This is a genomic window from Burkholderia sp. MSMB1072, assembly GCF_001524725.1.
In the GTDB taxonomy this organism is placed as follows: Bacteria; Pseudomonadota; Gammaproteobacteria; order Burkholderiales; family Burkholderiaceae; genus Burkholderia.
This window is the reverse complement of the sequence record NZ_LOYC01000067.1, coordinates 12,495-33,355: the sequence shown is the minus strand read 5'-3', so window position 1 is coordinate 33,355 and position 20,861 is coordinate 12,495. Positions and strand designations below refer to the sequence as shown.

Annotated in this window: 15 protein-coding genes; 14 read left to right on the top strand and 1 reads right to left on the bottom strand. The window is 64.9% G+C overall.

The genetic code is table 11. The features are described from left to right. Window positions 1-4: 4 nt before the first annotated feature. Window positions 5-982 carry a magnesium/cobalt transporter CorA gene (gene corA / locus WS89_RS29275; RefSeq protein WP_059795567.1) on the top strand — a complete coding sequence of 326 codons (978 nt, stop codon included), beginning with the start codon at window positions 5-7 and terminating at the stop codon, window positions 980-982. A gap of 7 nt (window positions 983-989) precedes the next feature. On the opposite strand, the gene WS89_RS29270 is transcribed toward corA, so the two are convergent. Beyond that, the gene (locus WS89_RS29270; protein WP_059498874.1) at window positions 990-1,283 is read right to left on the bottom strand and encodes a YciI-like protein; all 294 of its coding nucleotides are present in this window, start codon (window positions 1,281-1,283) and stop codon (window positions 990-992) included. Between the two features lie 458 nt (window positions 1,284-1,741). Between WS89_RS29270 and WS89_RS29265 the strand changes: the two genes are divergently transcribed. From WS89_RS29265 to WS89_RS29205, 13 genes are all read left to right on the top strand, one after another. Further along, window positions 1,742-2,230, top strand: a complete 489-nt coding sequence (locus WS89_RS29265; protein WP_059498875.1) for an aminoacyl-tRNA deacylase — start codon at window positions 1,742-1,744, stop codon at window positions 2,228-2,230. Between the two features lie 849 nt (window positions 2,231-3,079). Continuing rightward, on the top strand, window positions 3,080-3,784 hold the full coding sequence (locus WS89_RS29260; RefSeq protein WP_059498876.1) for an energy transducer TonB: 705 nt from the start codon (window positions 3,080-3,082) through the stop codon (window positions 3,782-3,784). An 86-nt stretch (window positions 3,785-3,870) separates the two neighbouring features. Continuing rightward, window positions 3,871-4,770 carry a MotA/TolQ/ExbB proton channel family protein gene (locus WS89_RS29255; RefSeq protein WP_059795565.1) on the top strand — a complete coding sequence of 300 codons (900 nt, stop codon included), beginning with the start codon at window positions 3,871-3,873 and terminating at the stop codon, window positions 4,768-4,770. 20 nt (window positions 4,771-4,790) lie between these two features. Beyond that, complete coding sequence (locus tag WS89_RS29250; RefSeq protein ID WP_034207364.1) at window positions 4,791-5,213, top strand: ExbD/TolR family protein; 423 nt, start codon at window positions 4,791-4,793, stop codon at window positions 5,211-5,213. A gap of 81 nt (window positions 5,214-5,294) precedes the next feature. After that, window positions 5,295-5,726: an ExbD/TolR family protein gene (locus WS89_RS29245; RefSeq protein ID WP_059498878.1), complete on the top strand. Its 432-nt coding sequence runs from the start codon at window positions 5,295-5,297 to the stop codon at window positions 5,724-5,726. A gap of 16 nt (window positions 5,727-5,742) precedes the next feature. Continuing rightward, a complete protein-coding gene (locus WS89_RS29240) occupies window positions 5,743-6,933 on the top strand; it encodes a tetratricopeptide repeat protein (RefSeq protein WP_059795562.1) in 1,191 nt (396 codons plus the stop codon). A 307-nt stretch (window positions 6,934-7,240) separates the two neighbouring features. After that, window positions 7,241-7,816, top strand: a complete 576-nt coding sequence (locus WS89_RS29235) for a helix-turn-helix domain-containing protein (protein ID WP_059498880.1) — start codon at window positions 7,241-7,243, stop codon at window positions 7,814-7,816. 350 nt (window positions 7,817-8,166) lie between these two features. Beyond that, a complete protein-coding gene (locus WS89_RS29230; RefSeq protein WP_059795561.1) occupies window positions 8,167-10,035 on the top strand; it encodes an extracellular solute-binding protein in 1,869 nt (622 codons plus the stop codon). Window positions 10,036-10,047: 12 nt separating this feature from the next. Then, the gene (locus tag WS89_RS29225) at window positions 10,048-11,100 is read left to right on the top strand and encodes a microcin C ABC transporter permease YejB (RefSeq protein WP_059498882.1); all 1,053 of its coding nucleotides are present in this window, start codon (window positions 10,048-10,050) and stop codon (window positions 11,098-11,100) included. After that, complete coding sequence (locus WS89_RS29220; RefSeq protein WP_059795559.1) at window positions 11,054-12,169, top strand: ABC transporter permease; 1,116 nt, start codon at window positions 11,054-11,056, stop codon at window positions 12,167-12,169. Before WS89_RS29225 ends, WS89_RS29220 begins: the two co-directional genes overlap by 47 nt. After that, window positions 12,166-13,809: an ABC transporter ATP-binding protein gene (locus tag WS89_RS29215; protein ID WP_059795557.1), complete on the top strand. Its 1,644-nt coding sequence runs from the start codon at window positions 12,166-12,168 to the stop codon at window positions 13,807-13,809. The genes WS89_RS29220 and WS89_RS29215 overlap by 4 nt, the downstream gene beginning before the upstream one ends. A 46-nt stretch (window positions 13,810-13,855) precedes the next feature. Continuing rightward, window positions 13,856-17,017, top strand: a complete 3,162-nt coding sequence (locus tag WS89_RS29210) for a multidrug efflux RND transporter permease subunit (RefSeq protein WP_059795555.1) — start codon at window positions 13,856-13,858, stop codon at window positions 17,015-17,017. An 846-nt stretch (window positions 17,018-17,863) separates the two neighbouring features. Next, window positions 17,864-20,584 carry a TonB-dependent receptor plug domain-containing protein gene (locus tag WS89_RS29205; protein ID WP_059498886.1) on the top strand — a complete coding sequence of 907 codons (2,721 nt, stop codon included), beginning with the start codon at window positions 17,864-17,866 and terminating at the stop codon, window positions 20,582-20,584. The last annotated feature ends 277 nt before the right edge of the window (window positions 20,585-20,861 follow it).

Below are 20,861 nucleotides of genomic sequence, written 5' to 3'. Positions count from 1 at the left end.
CAACATGCTGATCAACTGTGCTGCTTACCAGGACGGCCGCAAGCTGGCCGATATCGACATCGCCGCCATCAGCGATTACGTGTCGAAGCCCGAATGCTTCGTGTGGGTCGCGCTGAAGGATCCGACGCCCGAGGAAATCGATCTGATGGGCGAGGAGTTCGGTTTGCACGAGCTGGCGCTGGAGGATGCCCGCAAGGGTCATCAGCGGCCGAAGATCGAGGAATACGGCGATTCGCTGTTCGCGGTGCTGCATACGGTCGAACTCGACGAGGACGACGAATTCAAGGTCGGCGAACTGAACGTGTTCGTCGGCCCGAATTACGTGCTGTCGATCCGCAACCATACCGAGCAGGATTTCCGCGACGTGCGCAAGCGCTGCGAGCGCGAACCGCATCTGCTGCGCGAGGGGTCGGCGTTCGTGTTCTACGCGTTGATGGACCAGGTCGTCGACCGGTATTTCCCGATCCTCGAAACGCTCGGAACCGAGCTCGAGGAACTCGAGGATCGCATCTTCGCGAAGGCGACGCCCGCGTCGTCGCGCGCGATCATCGAGGATCTCTATTCGCTGAAACGCCGGCTCGTGATGCTGTACCAGCACACGGCGCCGCTGATGGAGCCGCTCGCGAAGCTCACCGGCGGGCGCATTCCGGAGGTCTGCAGCGGGATGGCGGCCTACTTCCGCGACGTGTACGACCATCTGCAGCGGATCGTGAAGACGATCGAAGGGCGCCGCGAGATGGTCGTGACCGCGATCCAGGTCAACCTCGGAATGATTTCGCTCGCGGAGAACGAGGTGACCAAGCGGCTCGGCTCGTTCGCCGCGCTGTTCGCGATACCGACGATGATCGCCGGCATCTACGGGATGAACTTTGCGAACATGCCCGAGCTGCACCTGAAATACGGGTTCTACGGCTGTATCGCGGTGATGGCCGTCGCCGACCTCGCGCTGTGGTGGCGCTTCAAGCGGGCAGGGTGGCTGTAGCCCGATTTCACGCCGGACGCGGCGCGTGCTTGCCGACCACGACGCGCCACGGCCGCACGCGCCACGATTTCACGAGGCCATTCTGCACGTACGGATCGGCGCGCGCGAACGATTCGGCCGCTTCCGGCGAATCGCCTTCGAACACGAGCACGGCCTGGTCGGCCGGGTCCGCCAGCGCGCCCGCGAGCACGAGTTCGCCGCGCTCGGTCGCGGCCTGCGCGAGTGCGAGATGCTGCGCACGGAACGCGTCGCGCCGCGACAGGTAATCGTCGACGAGTTCGTAGATCAACTGGTAATGCATGATGGCTCCAGGAGTCGGTTTCCGCCGGGAGATTGGGGGCGGCCGGCTCAGTATAGGGCACCGGGAAAGCTGTTGGCGGCATGGCGTGCCGGCGTGACGGCGGGCATTCGCGGGTTCGCTTTTTTGAACGGCGCATCCCCGGCAGTATCCCGTTGTTTTTCGTAAAAATGCAACTAACGGTCCGGTTTCCCGACATCGGCAAATTGCCGACGCGCTCGCGTGTACGTAGCACTACCTAAAATTCGTCTACAGAGACGAGGGGCTTTCCAGGCCCGTTCCGGGTCTCGATCTCGCATGCCGGCGAGGGCGGGCGCACAGATGAAAAATGACGGGAACGGGCTGCCGGGGCATCGGGGCCGGCGTCGCGCGAGGGCGTTTCCATTGAGCACGAATGCGACCTATGCTGAACGAATCCGGAGCGAACGCCGTTCGCCCGATTCACCCAGACGAGGTGTGCCATGCCGGTCTCAGCCACCCTGCAGGATTGCCTGCGCCAGAAGTCATCGCGGTACGAAATCGTGTACCACCCCTATAGTCATACGAGCATGGAGACGGCCGCCGCCGCGCATATTCCCGGCGACCGGCTCGCGAAAACGGTGCTCCTCGAGGACGCCGAGGGCTACGTCGCCGCCGTATTGCCGACGACGCACGCCGTGCGCCTGTCGGATCTCTGGGTGAAGACGGGACGCCATCTCGTGCTCGCCCGGGAGGTCGAATTGCGCGAGTTGTTCAAGGATTGCGACATGGGCGCGCTGCCGCCGGTCTGCATGGCGTACGGAATGAAGACGTTCCTCGAGGAACGCCTCGCGCAGCAGCCGGAAGTCTATTTCGAGGCCGGCGATCACGAAGCGCTGATTCACATGACGCAGGACGAATTCCTGATGCTGATGGAGACTGCCGAGCGGGCGCATTTCTCGCACCGGATGCAGGGGATGATGCTGTCCTGAGCGATGCCAGTCGTGCATCGACGAAGCATGCACGCGCATTGTCTCATCGGGCTCGGTGAAGTGGATGTGCCAGTGCGCGCAAAGTGGCGGGCAACGCATTCACGCTGATGCAGCGGTTTCCGGCATCGGAAAGCAGATTCGGTGTGCAGATCATCGTATAGATCAGATCGGTGGAAAAGCATTCCTCTTTTTATTTGAAATCCTTATAAATAAGCGAAGGGTGTCCCGTCAGAACATCGCGTGAACAAGCCCGGCCCGCATGACGACGGCCAATCGGCTTCCATCCGTGCATGTGACATGCGAAGCGCATCCGGCGAGCTCATTACAGACGCGCCGATTCGGTGCTTCGCACTAAATTGGTGATTATTTTTTAGAGGCACTTTATTGGTGCGATAACCATACAAAGTAATTACCAAATCGATGGAAAATGTTTACTGAATCGTTATTCGAGCAAGGCCTCCAAACTTTGTATTCGAGTATCAAATAAAGTTTGACGCCAAAATTTTTTCCTTGCTATCTTCTGCACCCAAGACGAACGGCCCGGCTGACACCAGTGTGTAACGAAGATCCAGTCGTCACGCGAGAAAAGTGCCGGTGTCGACGCAGCAGCTGACAATTGCCTGAATGCGCTGGTTCGGAATAGACGCCGGATAGGGCGGCTATCCCGTTGCGGTTGAAACGATTCCTTGAGATTGAGTAAATCGGGATCCGAAATCGATTCTTTCGATTTGGATCGCTAATTGCATTGAAAGTGAAATTTCGGGGTGAGGCGGAGACGGAACCGACCCGGTTCCGGGGCCAGCCATCGTCGCGAAACTGGGCGATTCGCTTGGGGGATGGATAGTGGGCATGAAAGTCGAAGAGCATCTGGTTGCTTCGAACAGCGGACTGGCCACGCTAGGGCGTCCGCGGGAATTCGGCAAGAAGCAGCAGAATCCGGTGCGCCGTTTCGGCGGCATCGCAGTCGTCCTCCTGTTGCATGCAGTGCTGATCTACGCATTGCTCAACGGCCTCGCGACGAAAGTCGTGCAGGTGATCCAGCATCCGATCGAAACCCGCATCATCGAGCCGGTGAAGCCCCCGCCACCCCCGCCGATGCCGGTCGTCAAGCTTCCGCCGCCCAAGTTCGCGCCTCCGCCGCCGCCGTTCGTGCCGCCGCCGGAAGTGCCGGTGCAGGCGCCGCCGCAGGCGACGATCACGCACCAATCTGCACCGGTGCCGTCCGCGCCGGCCGTGCAGGCGCCCGTCATCGCACCGCCCGCGCCCGCGCCCGCGAAGCCGGTCAGCCACGAAGTGGGTGTCGTCTGCCCGAATTCGGACACGATTCGCGCATCGATGCAGTATCCGAAGGAAGCGCAGGAAAACAACATCACGGGTGACGTGACGATCGAGTTCGTCGTGGATGCGGACGGGAACATCACGAACGAACGCGTGGCCCAGTCGGCCGACCCCGTGCTCGATCGTGCGGCCTACAACACCGTGAAGCGGTTCAAATGCGTGGCGCAAGGCCAGGCGGTAAGGGTGCAGGTGCCGTTCTCGTTCAACCTGAATTGATGCAGTGGGCGGCCCGGCGAGAGCCGGGCCGGGGAAAACCGGCTTGAACCTTAATCGTAAGTTCAACGAAAGAATTGGAGTGGGGTATGACCAAGCGTTCTCTGGCCGCACTGGCGGCAAGCCTGTTGATGTCCGTCGCTGCAATCGACGGGCTCGTAGCACCGCAATTCGCTTACGCGCAGGCGAGCGGATCCACGGCGGCGCCCGACGCGTCGACACAAGCCGCTGCGCCCGCGCCGTCCGCCGCCGAGCCGGCCCCGCCGCCGGCGCCGGCCGCGACCGAAGCAGTCGAGAATCCGTACGGGCTGGGGGCACTCTGGAAGAACGGCGACTTCGTCGCGCGCTTCGTGCTGATCCTGCTCGTGATCATGTCGATGGGTAGCTGGTACATCATGGTCACGAAGTTCGTCGAGCAGTTGCGGGCGAACCGCCGCGCGAAGCTTGCGGACGCGCAACTCTGGAGCGCGCCGTCGCTGGCCGAGGGCGCGAAGCTGCTCGACGAGGCATCGCCGTTCCGCTTCATCGCCGAAACGGCGATCGAGGCGGGCGAGCATCACGACGAGGCATTGCTCGAAGCCGTGGACCGCAACACGTGGATCGACGTGTCCGTCGAGCGCTCGATCACGAACGTGTCGAACCGCATGCAGGACGGACTCGCGTTCCTGGCGACGGTCGGTTCGACCGCGCCGTTCGTCGGGCTGTTCGGCACGGTGTGGGGGATCTATCACGCGCTGACGGCGATCGGGATCGCGGGCCAGGCGTCGATCGACAAGGTCGCGGGCCCGGTGGGCGAGGCACTGATCATGACGGCGATCGGTCTGGCGGTCGCGGTGCCTGCCGTACTCGGCTACAACTTCCTCGTCCGGCGCAACAAGTCGGTGATGGAGCGGGTCCGCAACTTCGGCGCCCAGCTGCATACCGTGCTGCTGGCCGGCAGCAAGCGTGCCGCTCGCGCGCCGTCGCCTGCCGCGTCGCTCGTGAACTGACCGGCTGACGGAGGCGCGCGATGGGCATGAACGTCGGGCAGGACGAAAGCGACGAGGTGATCGCGAACATCAACACGACGCCGCTCGTCGACGTGATGTTGGTGCTGCTGATCATCTTCCTGATCACGATTCCGGTCGTCACGCACACGATCCAGCTGCAGCTGCCGAAGGAGGTCGTGCAGCCGCTGCAGACCACGCCGAAGAGCGTCGAGATCGCGGTGAATCGCGACGGCGATTTCTTCTGGGGTGAACAACGGGTGGATGCGTCGACGTTGCTCGCGAAGCTGAAGGGCGTGTCGCAGCAGCAGCCGCAGCCGAGCGTGCACGTGCGCGGTGACCAGAACACGCGCTACGAGTTCATCGGCCGGGTCGTCACGATGTGCGAGCGGGCAGGCATCGCGAAGGTGTCGTTCATTACGGAACCGCCGGCGCGGGGTGGTTAGCCTTGCACGGGGACGGCACGCGCGTCGATTCCGATTGACGGCGACGCATGGGATCAGAGCAAGCATCGACAGGAGCAGACGATGGGAATGAACGTGCCTTCGGGCGGCGGCGGCGCCGAGCCGGACGTGATGGTCGACATCAACACCACGCCGCTGATCGACGTGATGCTGGTGCTGTTGATCATGCTGATCATCACGATCCCGATCCAGATGCATTCGGTGAAGATGGACCTGCCGGTGGGCAACCCACCGCCGCCCGCCACACCGCCGGAGGTCGTGCAGATCGATATCGACTTCGACGGTACGACGACGTGGAACGGCGCGCGGGTGCCGGATCGCGCGGCACTCGAGGCGAAACTGACGGCGATCGCGCACGAGCCCGTGCAGGCGGAGATCCATCTGCGGGCGAACAAGCTGGCGCCGTACAAGGACGTGGCGGCCGTACTGGCGTCCGCGCAGCGTGTGGGCGCGACGAAGATCGGCCTGATCGGCAACGAGCAGTTCATGCAATGACGGGACAGGCCAACCGATGAGCCAGCGACGATGGAAATGGATGATGGCGCTGACGGCGCTCGGTGCGGCCTGCGTGCTCGGCGGGCCGGCGTGGACGGCCGACGCGTTGCGGCCCGATGTGGCGAAGCCGCTGGCGGCCGCGCAGGACCTGTATCGCGCGCACAGGTATCGCGACGCGCTCGGCAAGATTGCGCAGGCGGCCGCCGTGCCCAACCGCACGCCGTATGAAACCTACATGGTGGAAGCGACGCGCGGCGCGGCGGCGATGGCGGCCGGCGATACCGGTGTGGCCGCGCAGGCCTACGAAACCGTCCTGAACTCGGGGCGCCTGTCGGGCGAGGACGAGCAGAGGACGACGGCGGCGCTCGCGGGGATCTACTTCCAGCAGAAGAACTATCCGCAGGCGATCCGCATCGCGCAGCGCTACTTGAAGGCGGGGGGCACGGATCCCGAAATGCGCACGCTGCTCACGCAGTCGTATTACCTGTCGAACGATTGCGGCCAGGTCGTGAGCCAGCTGAAGGCAAGCGCGGACGCACAGGTGAAGGCCGGCCACGCGCCGGACGAAGGGCAGTTGCAGATGCTGGCGGACTGTGCGCAAAAGAGCAAGGATGCCGGTGCGTATCGCAGCGCGCTCGGCATGCTGGTGGCTTATCATCCGAACCCCGCGTACTGGGAGGAAATGATCTCGGCGATTCGCGGCAGCCCCGGTTACCTGTCGTCGCTCGACCTCGACATATACCGGCTGCGCAGAGCGACGGGCTCGCTGACGACGGCCGGCGCCTATATGGAGATGACGCAGCTCGCGCTGGTGGCGGGCACGCCGGCCGAAGGCCGGCAGGTGATCGACCAGGGTTTCGCGTCCGGCGTGCTCGGCAAGGATGCGCAGGCGGACCGCGAGAAACGGCTGCAGGCGCTGGCCGCGAGGCGCGCGCAGTCGGGCGCGGACACTGCCGATCCGGTGGCACCGATCGACGCAGGCATGAATCTGGTGTTCGCGGGCCACGCGGCGCAAGGGCTGTCGATGATGGAGCAGGTCATCGCGAAAGGCGGGCTCGAGCATCCCGATGCGGCGCGGCTGCGGCTCGGCGAGGCGTACTACGTGGCGGGCCAGAAGGCGCATGCGGTCCAGGTGCTGCGCACGGTGAAGGGTAACGACGGATCGGGGGATCTGGCGAAGCTGTGGACGGTCGTCGCGTCGCGGTAAGGCGACGCTGGGGGATGCAGCGGCCGAATGCGGGATGGGCGCCGTACCGCATGCACGTGCCATTGCGGCCACCTGAAGGCGGAGAAGTCTGACTGGGCGAGGAAAAGGGGCAGCCGTGTTAATTAGTAAACCGAATGAAATGAGCGCGAATCGCGCGATCGCGAAGCGGGACTCCCGTTTCGCTTCGCGTGAGACGTGCGCGCGGCGGCGACGGGCAGCGGAGCCTCGCACCGTGGCGGCAGCTTCATGGCATCGGGCAAGGCCTGCCGACATCAAATCGATTGCGATTGAGAGGGTCCGTTCTTCCATGGTCTTGCCTCCCGATGAATCGGTGCTCGTCGCGGTTTCGCTCGGCAACAAGATCCGCGCGCTTCGGCAGCGGTTGAAACTCACGCTCGACGAAGCGGCCACGACGGCAGGGATCTCGAAGCCATTCCTGTCGCAGGTCGAGCGTGGGCGCGCGACGCCGTCGATCACGTCGCTGGTCCGGATTGCGAAGGCGCTCGGCGTGACGATGCAGTACTTCATCGACACGCCGACCGAGGCGCGCTCGGTGTGCCGCGGCGACGCACTGCAGTATTTCCAGTTCACGAACTCGGCGAGTTCATTTGCCAGGCTGACGAATCTCGTGGACGGTCGCAAGCTCGACGCGATCCTCGTCAGGATACCGGCGGGCCAGTCGCCGTCGGAAGTGACGACGCATGCAGGGGAGGAGTTCCTCTACGTGATGCGCGGAAGGGTCGCGCTCACGCTGGAGGATTGCACGTTCGTGTTGAGCCCTGGCGACACCGCGCACTACGAGTCGACGATGCCGCATGCGTGGCACAACACGGCCGACGAAGAGGCGGTGATCGTCTGGGTCGGTACGCCGCGGCTGTTCTAGCCCGTCGGACCAGCATTATCTAAACGGAAAGCAAGCAGTGCGCTCAGTGCAAGTAATCAGTTTCGGCGTGCCCGGCACGCTGAGCCAGAGCGGGTACGACACGTCGGTGTATTCGTACATCGGCCGCTTCGCGCAAGTCGGCACGACGTACAAGTTCTGACGGCGACACGCGCAAGACTGGACAGCTTGGACGGGCCGCTCCACGTCCACTACCCCAAATTAGGAGCGGCCTTTTTTTAACCAGGCGCGATGACGGTACAGCCGGATCCGACCGGCATCGACGACGTATGAATCGACAGACATTGATCGCGTGCGGGCATCGGGCCGGCACGCAACCGGGTTGACTGAACATGAGACTGTTGAAATGGCGGCGGATGCCCGCGCTGATCGCATGCGTGGCGCTGATTGCATACGCCACGGCCATGCCGCTGGTCGCGCGTGCGGTGCCCGCCATCGCGCAATACGACCAGCCGAAATATCCGCCGGGCTTCACGCATTTCGACTATGCGGATCCGCAGGCGCCGGACACCGGCGCGCTCAATTTCGAAAACTACGACGAAGCGCAGAGCTACGACTCGCTGAACCCGTTTCTCGTGCGTGGCTCGCCCGCGCCGGACATCAAGAACCTGATGTTCGACACGCTGATGCAGCGCAGTTGGGACGAGCTCGCGTCCGAATACGCGTTGATCGCCGACGACGTCGAGGTGGCGCCCGACGGGCTGTCGGCGACGTTCCACATCAACGCGGCCGCGCGCTTCTCGAACGGCGACGCGATCACCGCGGCCGACGTCAAGTATTCGTTCGATACGCTGACGAGCCCGCAGGCGTCGCCGCTGTACAACGCGCAGTTCTCGATCATCCGGCGCGCGGTGGTCGTCGACAGTCACACGATCCGCTTCGAATTCAAGCATGCGGAGCGCGACGCCCCGCTGATCGCAGGCGACCTGCCGGTGTTCTCGCCGAAGTGGGGGCAGCGCGCGGACGGTACGCGACCGCCGTTCGACCAGATCGCGAACGTGCCGCCGATCGCGAGCGGCGCGTACCTGATCGAGCAGCGCAGGAACGACAAGCAGATCACGTACGTGCGCAACCCGCACTACTGGGCCGCGAACCTGCCGTCGCGGCGCGGGATGTTCCGTTTCGCACGCGTGTCGTTCAAGCTGTACCTCGACCAGTACACGGCGCTCGAGGCGCTCAAGGCCGGCGACGTGGACGCGCGGATGGAATACAGCTCGACGCAGTGGGCGCGCAAGTACGTCGGCAAGAACTTTCGCAACGGACTGCTGAAGAAAGGCGAATTCCCGGACGGCCCCGCGCAGATGCAGGGTTTCCTGATGAACCTGCGCAAGCCGATGTTCCAGGACGTACGCGTGCGGCATGCGCTCGCGCTGGCATTCGACTTCGACTGGATGAGCCGGATGATGTTCTACGGGCAGTACCGCCGCACCAACAGCTTCTGGGACGCGAGCCCGTTCGCCGCGTCCGGCATGCCGAGCGCGAAGGAGCTCGCGCTGCTCGAACCGTACCGGTCGACGCTGCCGCCGGAGGTGTTCGGCCCGATGAGCAAGCAGCCGTCGACGCTGCCGCCGGGCTCGCTGCGCGCGAACCTCAAGCAAGCGCGCGACCTGCTCGCGCAGGCCGGCTGGCACTACCGCGACGGCGCGTTGCGCGACGCGAACGGCACGCCGATGACGATCGAGATCATCGACGACCAGCCCGGCATGGATCGGCTGATCCTGCCGTACACGCAGGCGCTCGCGACGCTCGGCATCCATGCGTACCTGCACGAGATCGATAGCGCGCTCTACCAGAAGCGGCTCGACAATTTCGAGTACGACATGACGACGTATATCTACTCGCCCGTGACGATCCCCGGCGCGGAGCTGACACGCCGTTTCGGCAGCGCGGCCGCGTCGCAGCCCGGCTCGGAGAACTATCCGGGCGTGAAGTCGAAGGCCGTCGACGCACTGATCCGCGCGGCGCTCGCGGCCAATACGCTCGAGGATCTCGAGACGGCCACGCACGCCCTCGACCGCGTGCTGATCAACCTGTACGTGCTGGTCCCGCAGTACTACATGCCGAACGCGCGGATCGCGTACAAGACGACGCTCGGCCATCCGGCGGTCGTGCCGGCTTCCTATCAGTACGAGGACTGGATCATCGACTACTGGTACGAGAAGAAGCCGGCCGCACGGCCACAACCCGCTCCGGCGGCCTGACGGGGAGCAACGATGCTGGCATACATATTGAGGCGGCTGCTGCTGATGATTCCGACGCTGATCGGGGTGGTGACGATCACGTTCGCGGTCACGCAGTTCGTGCCGGGTGGTCCGGTGGAGCAGGTGCTCGCGCAGTTGCGCCACGGCAGCACGCGGGGAGGCGAGGCGGGCGGAGGCGGGGGCGGCTACCACGGCAGCCAGGGCGTCGATCCGCAGCAGATCGAGCAGATCCGCAAGCAGTTCGGTTTCGACAAGCCGCCACTGGAGCGCTATCTGCTGATGCTGAAAAGCTATGCGACGTTCGACCTCGGCCAGTCCTACTTCGCGCACCGCAGCGTGTGGACGGTCATCCGCTCCAAGCTGCCGGTGTCGATCACGCTCGGGCTGTGGACGGTGATCCTCACGTATCTGGTGTCGGTGCCGCTCGGCATCGCGAAGGCGGTGCGCAACGGCTCGCGGTTCGACACCGTGACGAGCGTGCTGGTGCTGACCGGCTACGCGGTGCCGGGCTTCGTGCTCGGCGTGCTGCTGCTGATGCTGTTCGGCGGCGGCACGTTCTGGCAGGTCTTTCCGATGCGCGGGCTCACGTCGGACAACTTCGACGACCTGACGCTGGTCGGCAAGACCCTCGACTATCTGTGGCATGTCGCGTTGCCGGTGACGGCCTCGGTGGTCGGCAATTTCGCGATCGTCACGATCCTCACGAAGAACACGTTTCTCGACGAAATCGGCCGGCAATACGTGCTGACCGCGCGTGCGAAGGGCGCGCCGGAGCGCGACGTGCTGTGGAAGCACGTGCTGCGCAACGCGGCGATTCCGCTGCTCACCGGGTTGCCGGCCGCGTTCGTCGGCGCGTTCCTGAACGGCAACCTGTTGATCGAGACGCTGTTCTCGCTCGACGGGATGGGGCAACTGTCGTACGACTCGGTGATCCGCCGCGACTATCCGGTCGTGCTCGGCTCGCTGTTCCTGTTCACCCTGATCGGTCTGCTGACCAAGCTTATCGCGGATATCTGCTATGTCCTCGTCGACCCCCGTATCCAGTTCAGCCGCCTGGACCACTGATCCGGCCGCCGTCGCGTGCGCGGCGTCGCCGTCGCCGTGGCGACGCACGTGGCTGCGGTTTCGCGCGCAGCGACTTGGCTACTGGAGCCTCGTGATCTTTGCCACGCTGTTCGCGCTCAGCCTGCTGGCCGACGGATTGTCGAACGACCGGCCGCTGCTCGTGCGCTACGACGGACACTATTATTTCCCGATCGCGAAGGATTATCCGGAGACGCAGTTCGGCGGCGATTTTCCGGCGAAGACCAACTATCTCGATCCGTACATCCGCGCGAAACTCGAGTCGCACGGCAACTTCGCGATCTATCCGCCGAACCGCTACCGTTACGACACGATCGACTACTTCGCGTCGCGGCCGTATCCGGCGCCGCCGTCCGCGAGCAACTGGCTCGGCACCGACCAGTTCGGCCGCGACGTGCTCGCGCGATTGCTGTACGGGTTTCGGCTGTCGGTGCTGATGGCGTTGGCGCTGACGGTGTCGGGTGTCGCGCTCGGCGTGCTGACGGGGGCGCTGCAGGGCTTCTACGGCGGGCGCACCGATCTCGTCGGGCAGCGCCTGATCGAGGTCTGGAGCGCGCTGCCCGACCTGTACCTGCTGATCATCTTCGCGTCGATCTTCGAGCCGTCGCTGTGGCTGCTGTTCGTGCTGCTGTCGATGTTCGGCTGGGTCGTGCTGTCCGACTACGTGCGCGCGGAGTTCCTGCGCAACCGTGCGCTCGACTACGTGAAGGCCGCGCGCACGATGGGGCTGTCGAACCGGCAGATCATGTGGCGACATGTGCTGCCGAACAGCCTGACGCCGGTGATCACGTTCCTGCCGTTCCGGATGAGCGCGGCGATCCTGTCGCTGACGAGCCTCGACTTCCTCGGCCTCGGCGTGCAGCCACCGACGCCGAGCCTCGGCGAACTGCTGCAGGAAGGCAAGAACTACCTCGACGCGTGGTGGATCTCGATCTCCGCGTTCTCGGCGCTGGTCGTCACGCTGCTGCTGCTCACGTTCATGGGCGACGCGCTGCGCAACGCACTCGACATGCGCGCGCGCGGCTCGGCCTTCGGCGGGGAGCAACGATGACGACGCCCTTGCTGGACATCCGGCGGTTCTCCGCGCACTTCGGCGAGAAAGCCGCCGTGCAGGATCTGAGCCTCTCGGTCGGACGCGGCGAGCGCGTCGCGCTCGTCGGCGAATCGGGCTCGGGCAAGAGCGTGACGGCGCTGTCGATTCTGCGGCTCGCACAGCAGGCGACGCTGTCGGGACAGATGCTGTTCGACGGCGAGGATCTGCTCGCGAAGACCGAGCAACAGATGCGCGGCATCCGCGGCGCCGATATCGCGATGGTGTTCCAGGAGCCGATGACGGCGCTCAATCCGCTGTATACGATCGGCAAGCAGATCGCCGAGAGTCTGCGGTTGCACGAGGGCCTGCGAGCGGGCGAGGCGCGCGAGCGCGGCATCGCGCTGCTGCGGCGCACCGGGATTCCCGAGCCGGAACGGCGCATCGACAGTTTCCCGCACCAGTTGTCGGGCGGGCAGCGGCAACGCGCGATGATCGCGATGGCGCTCGCGTGCCGGCCGCGGCTGTTGCTCGCCGACGAGCCGACGACGGCGCTCGACGTGACGGTGCGCCAGCAGATCGTCGACCTGCTGATCGAACTGCAGGAGCAGGAGGCGGCCGCGCGCGGCATGGCCGTGCTGCTGATCACGCACGACCTGAATCTCGTGCGGCGCTTCGCGCAGCGCGTGGCCGTGATGGAGCAGGGCGTGCTCGTCGAGACGAACGCGACCGCCGCGCTGTTCGCCGCGCCGCAGCACGCGTACACGCGCCGGCTGCTGGACAGCGCGCCGCAACGCGCCGTCCGGCCGGTCGCGGCTGGCGCGCAGACGATCCTCGACGTGCAGCAGCTCGCCGTCGATTACCGCATCGCTGCGAAGGGCTGGCGCGCGGTGTTCGGCAAGACGGCGTTCCGGGCCGTGCACGACGTGAAGCTGAGCCTGCGGCGCGGCGAGACGCTCGGCATCGTCGGCGAATCGGGATCGGGAAAATCGACGCTGGCGGCGGCCGTGCTCGGCCTGCAGCGGCCGGCGTCGGGCGGCATCGAGATCGACGGCATGCCGCTGGCGTTGCTGCGCACGACCCGCGGCCGGCGCGCACTGTACGGCCGCATGCAGGTCGTGTTCCAGGATCCGTTCGGCTCGCTGTCGCCGCGCATGACGGTCGAGCAGATCGTCGGCGAGGGGCTCGCCGTGCACCGGCCGCAGGTGGCCGGCGCTGCGCGGCGCGCTCGGATTGCAGCCCTGCTGCAGGAGGTCGGCCTGCCGGCCGAAGCTATGATGCGCTATCCGCATGAATTTTCCGGCGGCCAGCGCCAGCGCATCGCGATCGCACGCGCGCTGGCGGTCGAGCCGGAACTGCTGGTGCTGGACGAGCCGACGAGTGCGCTCGACGTGTCGATCCAGAAGCAGGTCCTGAATCTGCTGACGAATCTGCAAAAGAAGTACGCACTGAGCTACCTGTTCATCACGCACGATCTCGCGGTGATGCGCGCGATGGCTCACCGGGTCATCGTGATGAAGGCGGGGCGCGTGGTCGAGGAGGGCGATACGCTCGACGTGTTGCACGCGCCGTCCCACCCGTATACGCAGGCGCTGCTCGCTTCGTCGATGCTCGAGCCGGAACCGGGCCCGCTGCAGAAGGAAGGGGGCGCGGATGATTGACGTGAACCGGGCGCGGTGCGCCCGTGCCGTTCGCTGACGCATCGCGATGCCGTCGTTCTTCATCGACCGCCCGGTGTTTGCGTGGATCGTCGCGCTCGCGATCGTCGTCGCGGGTGTGCTCGCCATTCCGCAATTGCCGATCGCGCAGTATCCGCGCCTTGCGCCGCCGCGCGTCGTGATCACCGCGACCTATCCGGGCGCGTCGACCGAGACGGTCGACGGCGACGTCGGCAGCATCATCGAGGAGAGCCTCGACGGCGCCGACGGGCTGCAGTACTACGAGACGAGCAGCGACGGTCACGGCAACCTCGAGATCGACGTGACGTTCGCGCCCGGCACCAATCCGGACATCGCGCTCGTCGACGTCAACAACCGGCTGAAGCAGGTCGAGCCGCGGCTGCCGCAGCAGGTCGTGCAGCAGGGCATCGGCGTGTTCAAGGCCGCCAACACGTTCCTGATGCTCGTCACGCTGACGTCGACCGACGGCACGCGCGACTCCGCGCAACTCGGCGACTATCTGAACCGCTACGTGCTGCGCGAACTGAAACGTGCGCCGGGCGTCGGCGCGGCCGAGCTGTGGGACGCCGACGAGGCGCTGCGGGTCTGGCTCGATCCGAACAAGTTGCGCGAATACGACCTCGGCGCCGACGACGTGATCGCGGCGATCGGCGTGCAGAACGCGACGGTGACGGCCGGCGCGATCGGCGATGCGCCGTTCGTGCACGGCCAGCAGCTCACCGCGACGATCGTCGTCAAGGGGCAGTTGACGTCGCCGGAGGAGTTCGGCCGGATCGTGCTGAAGTCGAAGCTGGGCGGTTCGGTGGTGCGCGTCGCCGACGTCGCCCGCGTCGAAATCGGCCGCGACGACTATTCGTTCTATTCGCGGCTGAACGGCCGTCCGGCGGCCACCGTCGGCATCCAGCTCGGCCCGCGCGGCAACGCGCTCGAAACGTCCGACGCGATTCGCGCGCGGCTTGCCGAGCTGTCGAAGACGCTGCCGCCGGGCGTCGCGGTCGAGATTCCGTTCGACGGTGCGCATTTCGTGAAGATCGCCATCCGCGAAGTCGTGCTGACGCTCGCCGAGGCCGTCGTGCTGGTGTTCTGCGTGATGTGGCTGTTCCTGCGCGAGCTGCGCTACACGCTCGTGCCGACGGTGGTGATTCCCGTCACGCTGATGGGCGCGTTCGTCGCGATGTGGGCGTTCGGGCTGTCGATCAACGTGTTCACGATGTTCGGCCTCGTGCTGGCGATCGGCATCCTCGTCGACGATGCGATCGTCGTGGTCGAGAGCGTGCATCGCGTGATGGAGGAGGGCGTGTCGCCGCGCGATGCGACGCGCCGCGCGATGAAGCGGATCGGCGGGGCGATCGTCGGCGTGACGGCGGTGCTGACCGCCGTGTTCGTGCCGATGGCGTTCTTTCCGGGCAGCGTCGGCGGCATCTACCGGCAGTTCGCGGTGTCGATGATCGCGTCGATACTCGTGTCGTCGTTCATGGCACTGTCGCTCACGCCGGCGTTGTGCGCGAACCTGCTGAAACCGGTCGGCCGTCACGAAGGCGGTGGCGGACGCGTGCCGCGACGCAGCCTCGGCGCGCGCCTGGCCGACCGCTTCGGCGTCGGATTCGCGCGCGCGGAGGCCGGCTATCGGCGCATGACCGTGACGGCGGTACGCCGCACGGGCGCGGTCGCGGGCATCTACGTCGCACTCGTGGCCGTGTGCGGGCTGCTGTCCTGGATGATGCCGGGCGGTTTTCTGCCGACCGAGGACCAGGGGCAACTGCAGGTGATGATCCAGTTGCCGGCTGGCGCCACACAGGCGCGCACGGCCGCGGTCGTCCAGCGTGTCGAGGCGATCCTGCAGGCGGAGCCGGCCGTCGCGAACGTGACGAGCGTGATCGGCTGGAGTTTCGCGGGCAGCGGGCAGAACGTCGGGATGGCATTCGTCGAGCTGAAGGACTGGTCGCAGCGCGACGTCGATGCGATGACGTTGCGCGATCGGCTCAACCGGCGTTTCGATGCGATTCTCGACGGCGACGTACAGGCAACGCTGCCGCCATCGGTGCCCGGCCTCGGTCACGCGGACGGCTTCACGTTCCGTCTCGAGGATCGTGGCGGGGTCGGGCTCGACGTGCTGAAGGCCGCTCGCGAGCAACTGGCCGTGCGCGCGAAGGCGGACCCGGCGCTCGCGTCCGTGCATTTCGAGGACTTGCCGGATGCGCCGCGAATCGAGCTCGACGTCGATCGCGCGAAGGCGTATGCGCTTGGCGTGCCGTTCGAGCGCATCGCGGGGCTGCTCGGCGGCACGTTCGGCTCGAACTACGTCAACGATTTTCCGGCGTCGGGCCGGATGCGCCGCGTGATCATCGAGGCCGATCCGGGCGCGCGTGCGACCGACGCGCAACTGATGGCGCTGTCGGTGCCGAACCGGACGGGGGACATGGTGCCGCTGTCGGCTATTGCCGCGCGGCACTGGACGGTCGGACCCGTGATGCTGAATCGCTACGACGGCTACCCGTCGCTCGACGTCAGCGGCCGGGCGGCGACCCACACCAGTTCGGGCGCGGCGATGGCGGAGATGGAGCGGCTGGCCGCCATGCTGCCGGCCGGGATCGGTTACGACTGGGTCAACGCGGCGCGCGAGGAACGGATCGCCGAGCGGCAGACGCCGCTGCTGGTCGGGTTGTCGGTGCTCGCGGTATTCATGGCGCTCGCCGCGCTGTATGAGAGCTGGACGATTCCGCTGTCGGTGCTGACGATCGTGCCGCTCGGCATCGTGGGCGCGTTGGCGGCGGCACTCGCGCGCGGGATGCCGAACGACGTGTACTTCAAGGTCGGGATGATTACGGTGATCGGGTTGTCGGCGAAGAATGCGATTCTGATCGTGCAGTTCGCGCGCGAACTCGTCGCACGCGGCGTGCCGCTGCGGCAGGCGGTGGTGGAGGCGGCGGCCGCACGGTTTCGGCCGATCGTGATGACGTCGATGGCGTTTCTGCTCGGCGTCGTGCCATTGGTGCTGGCGACCGGCGCGGGCGCGGAAAGCCGGCGTTCGATCGGGACCGGCGCGTTCGGGGGCGTGCTGGCGGCGACGATGTTCGGGCTGGTGTTCGCGCCGGTGGCGTTTCGGATAGTCGTGTCCATAGGCCGACGCGGGCGGCATGCGGCGGTGACGAAGCGCATGGAAACGGCTGGGAATCTGGAGATCGATTGATGTGCGCGACGAGGTGTTGCGGTGGGATCAAGGGGCGACGACGTGTGAATATCACACGAAAGCCGTCAATTCGGCGGTGCACGACGCCACGCACATGTTCGAGGGGCCGATCTATCAGGAATCCTATCCGATATTCGAGGAACACCATCCGGACCCGACCGAAAAATCCCGTTCCAGGGGGTGCCCGTGTCGGCTAAACAAAACAGTTCGGACCGGCGAATGCCTGCCGTGTGCTCCATTGCGGCGCATTCACGAGCGGGGAAAAAAAGCAGCCGAACAAGGAAGAAAGGCAACGGTGGCGATTGATGAACCATATCGATTTTCATTCGGCACCAACCGAGTGCATTCAATGCACCTAAACAAAGTTATGTGCTATCAAATATTTTTTGACGCGTCGATTCTGTCCTGATATGTTCGCGTCCAGCGTAAAGCCTGGTAGTGAACGGTAATGAAGATTCCGTGCATTAAGACTTTCAAAGTGAATACGTAAAGCAGCTCTTCAACGGGTGACTGCCTTTCCTGGTAGCGCGTACGCTCTGGTTGATGAGACGCCACGGCACGAATGTGCCAAGTGCCGTTAGTAGTACGGCTTGCACAGGGCCGTTCGATACATGGATAGATCGATCCACGTAATTAGAGATACTAATTTTGTGGATATTTTATTTCTTGAATTTCAGATTGGTTATTCCTGTAAGCGGAATAAATAAAGTTGAAAGAAATAAGCAGTTGGACGGAATGGTTGTGAGCACCAGATGACGAATCAGGAACGCGGGGCAACGCTATTTAAAGGCCGGCGAATCTCCGTGCATACAAAAAGGTCAGGCCTTGCGACGACAAAGGGGTGTTATGAAACCAACGGCTTTGGGATCGGCAATACGCAGCATCGCATGGGCTGAAGTCGCGTTGACGGCGGCTTTGGGTACCTCCGCTTACGCGCAGACAACGCCTGTCGACGGGGGCGTCGCCACCGAGCAAACCGGCAGCACCGCCGCCGCCGCGCCCGCGCCGGCGTCGGGCACTGCCGCGGGCGGGCAGACCGTGAAAAAGCTCGACAAGTTCGAGGTGACGGGTTCGCTGATCCGCACATCCGACAAGGTCGGCCACACCGAAGTGCAGGTCATCACCGCGAAGGAAATCCAGCAAAGCGGATACACGACGGTCGCCGATTTCCTGCGTTCGACCTCGGCCAATTCCGCCAGCAGCTGGGGCCAGACGACAATGAACAGCTCGGCCCCCGGCGGCGCCGGCATGGCGTTGCGAGGGCTCAGCGAGAAATACACGCTCGTGCTCGTCGATGGCCAGCGCGTCGCGAACTATGCGCAGTCGGTGAACTTCACCGACACGTTCTTCGATGTCAACGCGATTCCGCTGAACATGGTGGAGCGCGTCGAGATCGTCAAGACCGGCGCGGTGTCCGTCTACGGGTCGGACGCGATCGCGGGCGTCGTCAACATCATTACGAAGAAGAACTTTCAGGGCCTGCAGATCGACGGCCAACTCGGCAAGGCGCAGCATCCGGGCGACGGGCAAGGCAACTTCAGCGTACTGGCCGGCTTCGGCGATCTGAATTCGGATCGCTTCAACGTCACCGCGGCCGCCAGCTATTACCGCGATTCGGGCTCGACGCTCGGCGATCGCGACATGACGTCGGCGCAAGACTTCACGCAATATCCCGGCGGGCTGGCCGCGCCGCTCGGGCCGAACCAGCAGTCGTACTGGTCGCTGGCGGACGGCTCGAAGGTGCCGCTTTCGCCGTGCCCGCCGGGCAGCAAGACGAGCGCGACCAATTGCACGTACAACCCGGCCGCCTCGACATCGCTCGTTCCGTCCACGACGCGCCTGAACGCGAAGGTGCGGGCCACGTTCAAGATCGACGACAACACGCAGGCCTATGCGGGCTTCTGGGTGAGCCGCGATGAAACCGTCCAGTCGCAGGGGCCGGCCTCGATCTCGAGCACGACGAACATCTACAACCCTTCGACCGGATCCGTTTCGCCGTTGCCGCGCACGGTACCGGTGAGCAATCCCTATAACCCGTTCGGCGTGCCGACGGCGATCAACCTGACCTTCCCGGGCAACGTCGTGGGGGCGGATACGGTATCGACGTTCTGGATGGCGAATACGGGCGTCAAAGGCGCGTTCGACGCGGGCAGGTTCGGCGCGTGGGACTGGTCGGCCGATTACGGCCACTCGCAGAGCACCGTCGATACGACGTATAGCAACCGGATCAACGTCGCGGGCCTCGAGAACATGCTCGCCAACGGCACCTACAACTTCTCGAACCCGGCCTCCACGCCGAACGGCCTGAAGGGTGTTTTCACGGACGACGATCAGCAGGCCATCTCGAAGGTCGACAGCGTGACGGCCAAGGCCTCGACGTCGAATCTGTTCACGCTGCCCGGGGGACCCGTCGGCCTGGGCCTGGGCACCGAGTTCCGCCACGAATCGTCGACGATCAACCCGCAGACGCTCGCGTCGCAAGGCGTATCAGCGCCCGCGAACGTGCAGACGGTGGAGGGTTCGCGCAACGTCGCCGCCGCGTTCTACCAGGTCGACATTCCGATCCTGCGCAACCTGACGTTCACGCAGGCGGGCCGCTACGATCACTACAGCGACTTCGGCGGGGCGTTTTCGCCGAGCTTTGCGCTGCGTTTCCAGCCCGTGCAAATGCTGACGACGTATGCATCGTATAGTCGCGGCTTCCGCGCGCCGACCCTCGTCGAAAACTCGCAGGCCGTCTATCTCTCTCACCAGAACCTCGTCGATCCGAACGATCCGAGCGGTGTGCCGACGAAGCACTTCACGACGGAGCAAGTCGCGGGCAATCCGAATCTTCAGCCCGAGCACACGAAGAACTACAACATCGGCTTCCAGCTTTCGCCCGACGCGATGACCGATATCGGCGCGGCGTTCTACAAGGTCCGCATCGACGGAGTCATCGGCACCGACGATCCGAACGCGGTGCTCGTCGCCAACGATCCTTCCCGCGTCGTGCGCAACGCCGACGGGTCGGTGCGTTACCTTGTTCAGCATTTCGTGAACCTCGGCGCGCTCGACACCGACGGTTTCGATCTCAACTTCCGCAAGGCGCTACGCACCAAGTACGGCACCTTCACGCTCTCGGGCGACTGGGCTTATGTGTGGCACTTCAAGCTGCACAGCCCCGGAACCGCGCCGCAGGACTTCGCCGGCAACAACCTTGCGCTGCTGCAGCCGTTCGGCGCGAGCAACCCGCGCTGGAAGGGCAATACGAGCCTGAGCTGGGACTACCGGCAACTGACCACCACGCTGACCTGGCAATACACGGGGCCCTATACGAACGCCGTGGCCGCGGAATTCGGCGATGGCGGCACGGGCTCGGTGGCGTCGTACAGCCAGTTCAACCTGATGTTCAACTACCGCGGCTTCAAGCACTGGACGATTTACGGCGGCATCACGAACCTCTTCGACAAGAAGCCGCCGTTCGACGTCGAGTGGCAAGCCGTGCCCGACATCACGGGCTATGACCAGTCGCTCTACACGGACCTCGGCCGCTTCTTCCAGGTCGGGGCGACGTATCGGTTCTGACGGCGATGAGGCCGCCAGGCGGCAACCGGTCCCGGCGCGCGGCGCGCGCCGGGACGACGAAGGATGCGCGCGGACCGGATCGGCTGCATCGAGCAGAAGTATGGTGGAGAGATACACGTTCGATCCGCTCTTGCGGCGCACGTTGCAGGCGCCTTCGTGAGATTCCTTCTGGATTGGCAACCAGCCTCACTCGAGGTCAAGTGCAGTGGTGTAAGGTCTGAACGCGAGGACGCGCGATCCCGGAATTGCGACTGAGAAGGGTAGCGAACGTGTGGTA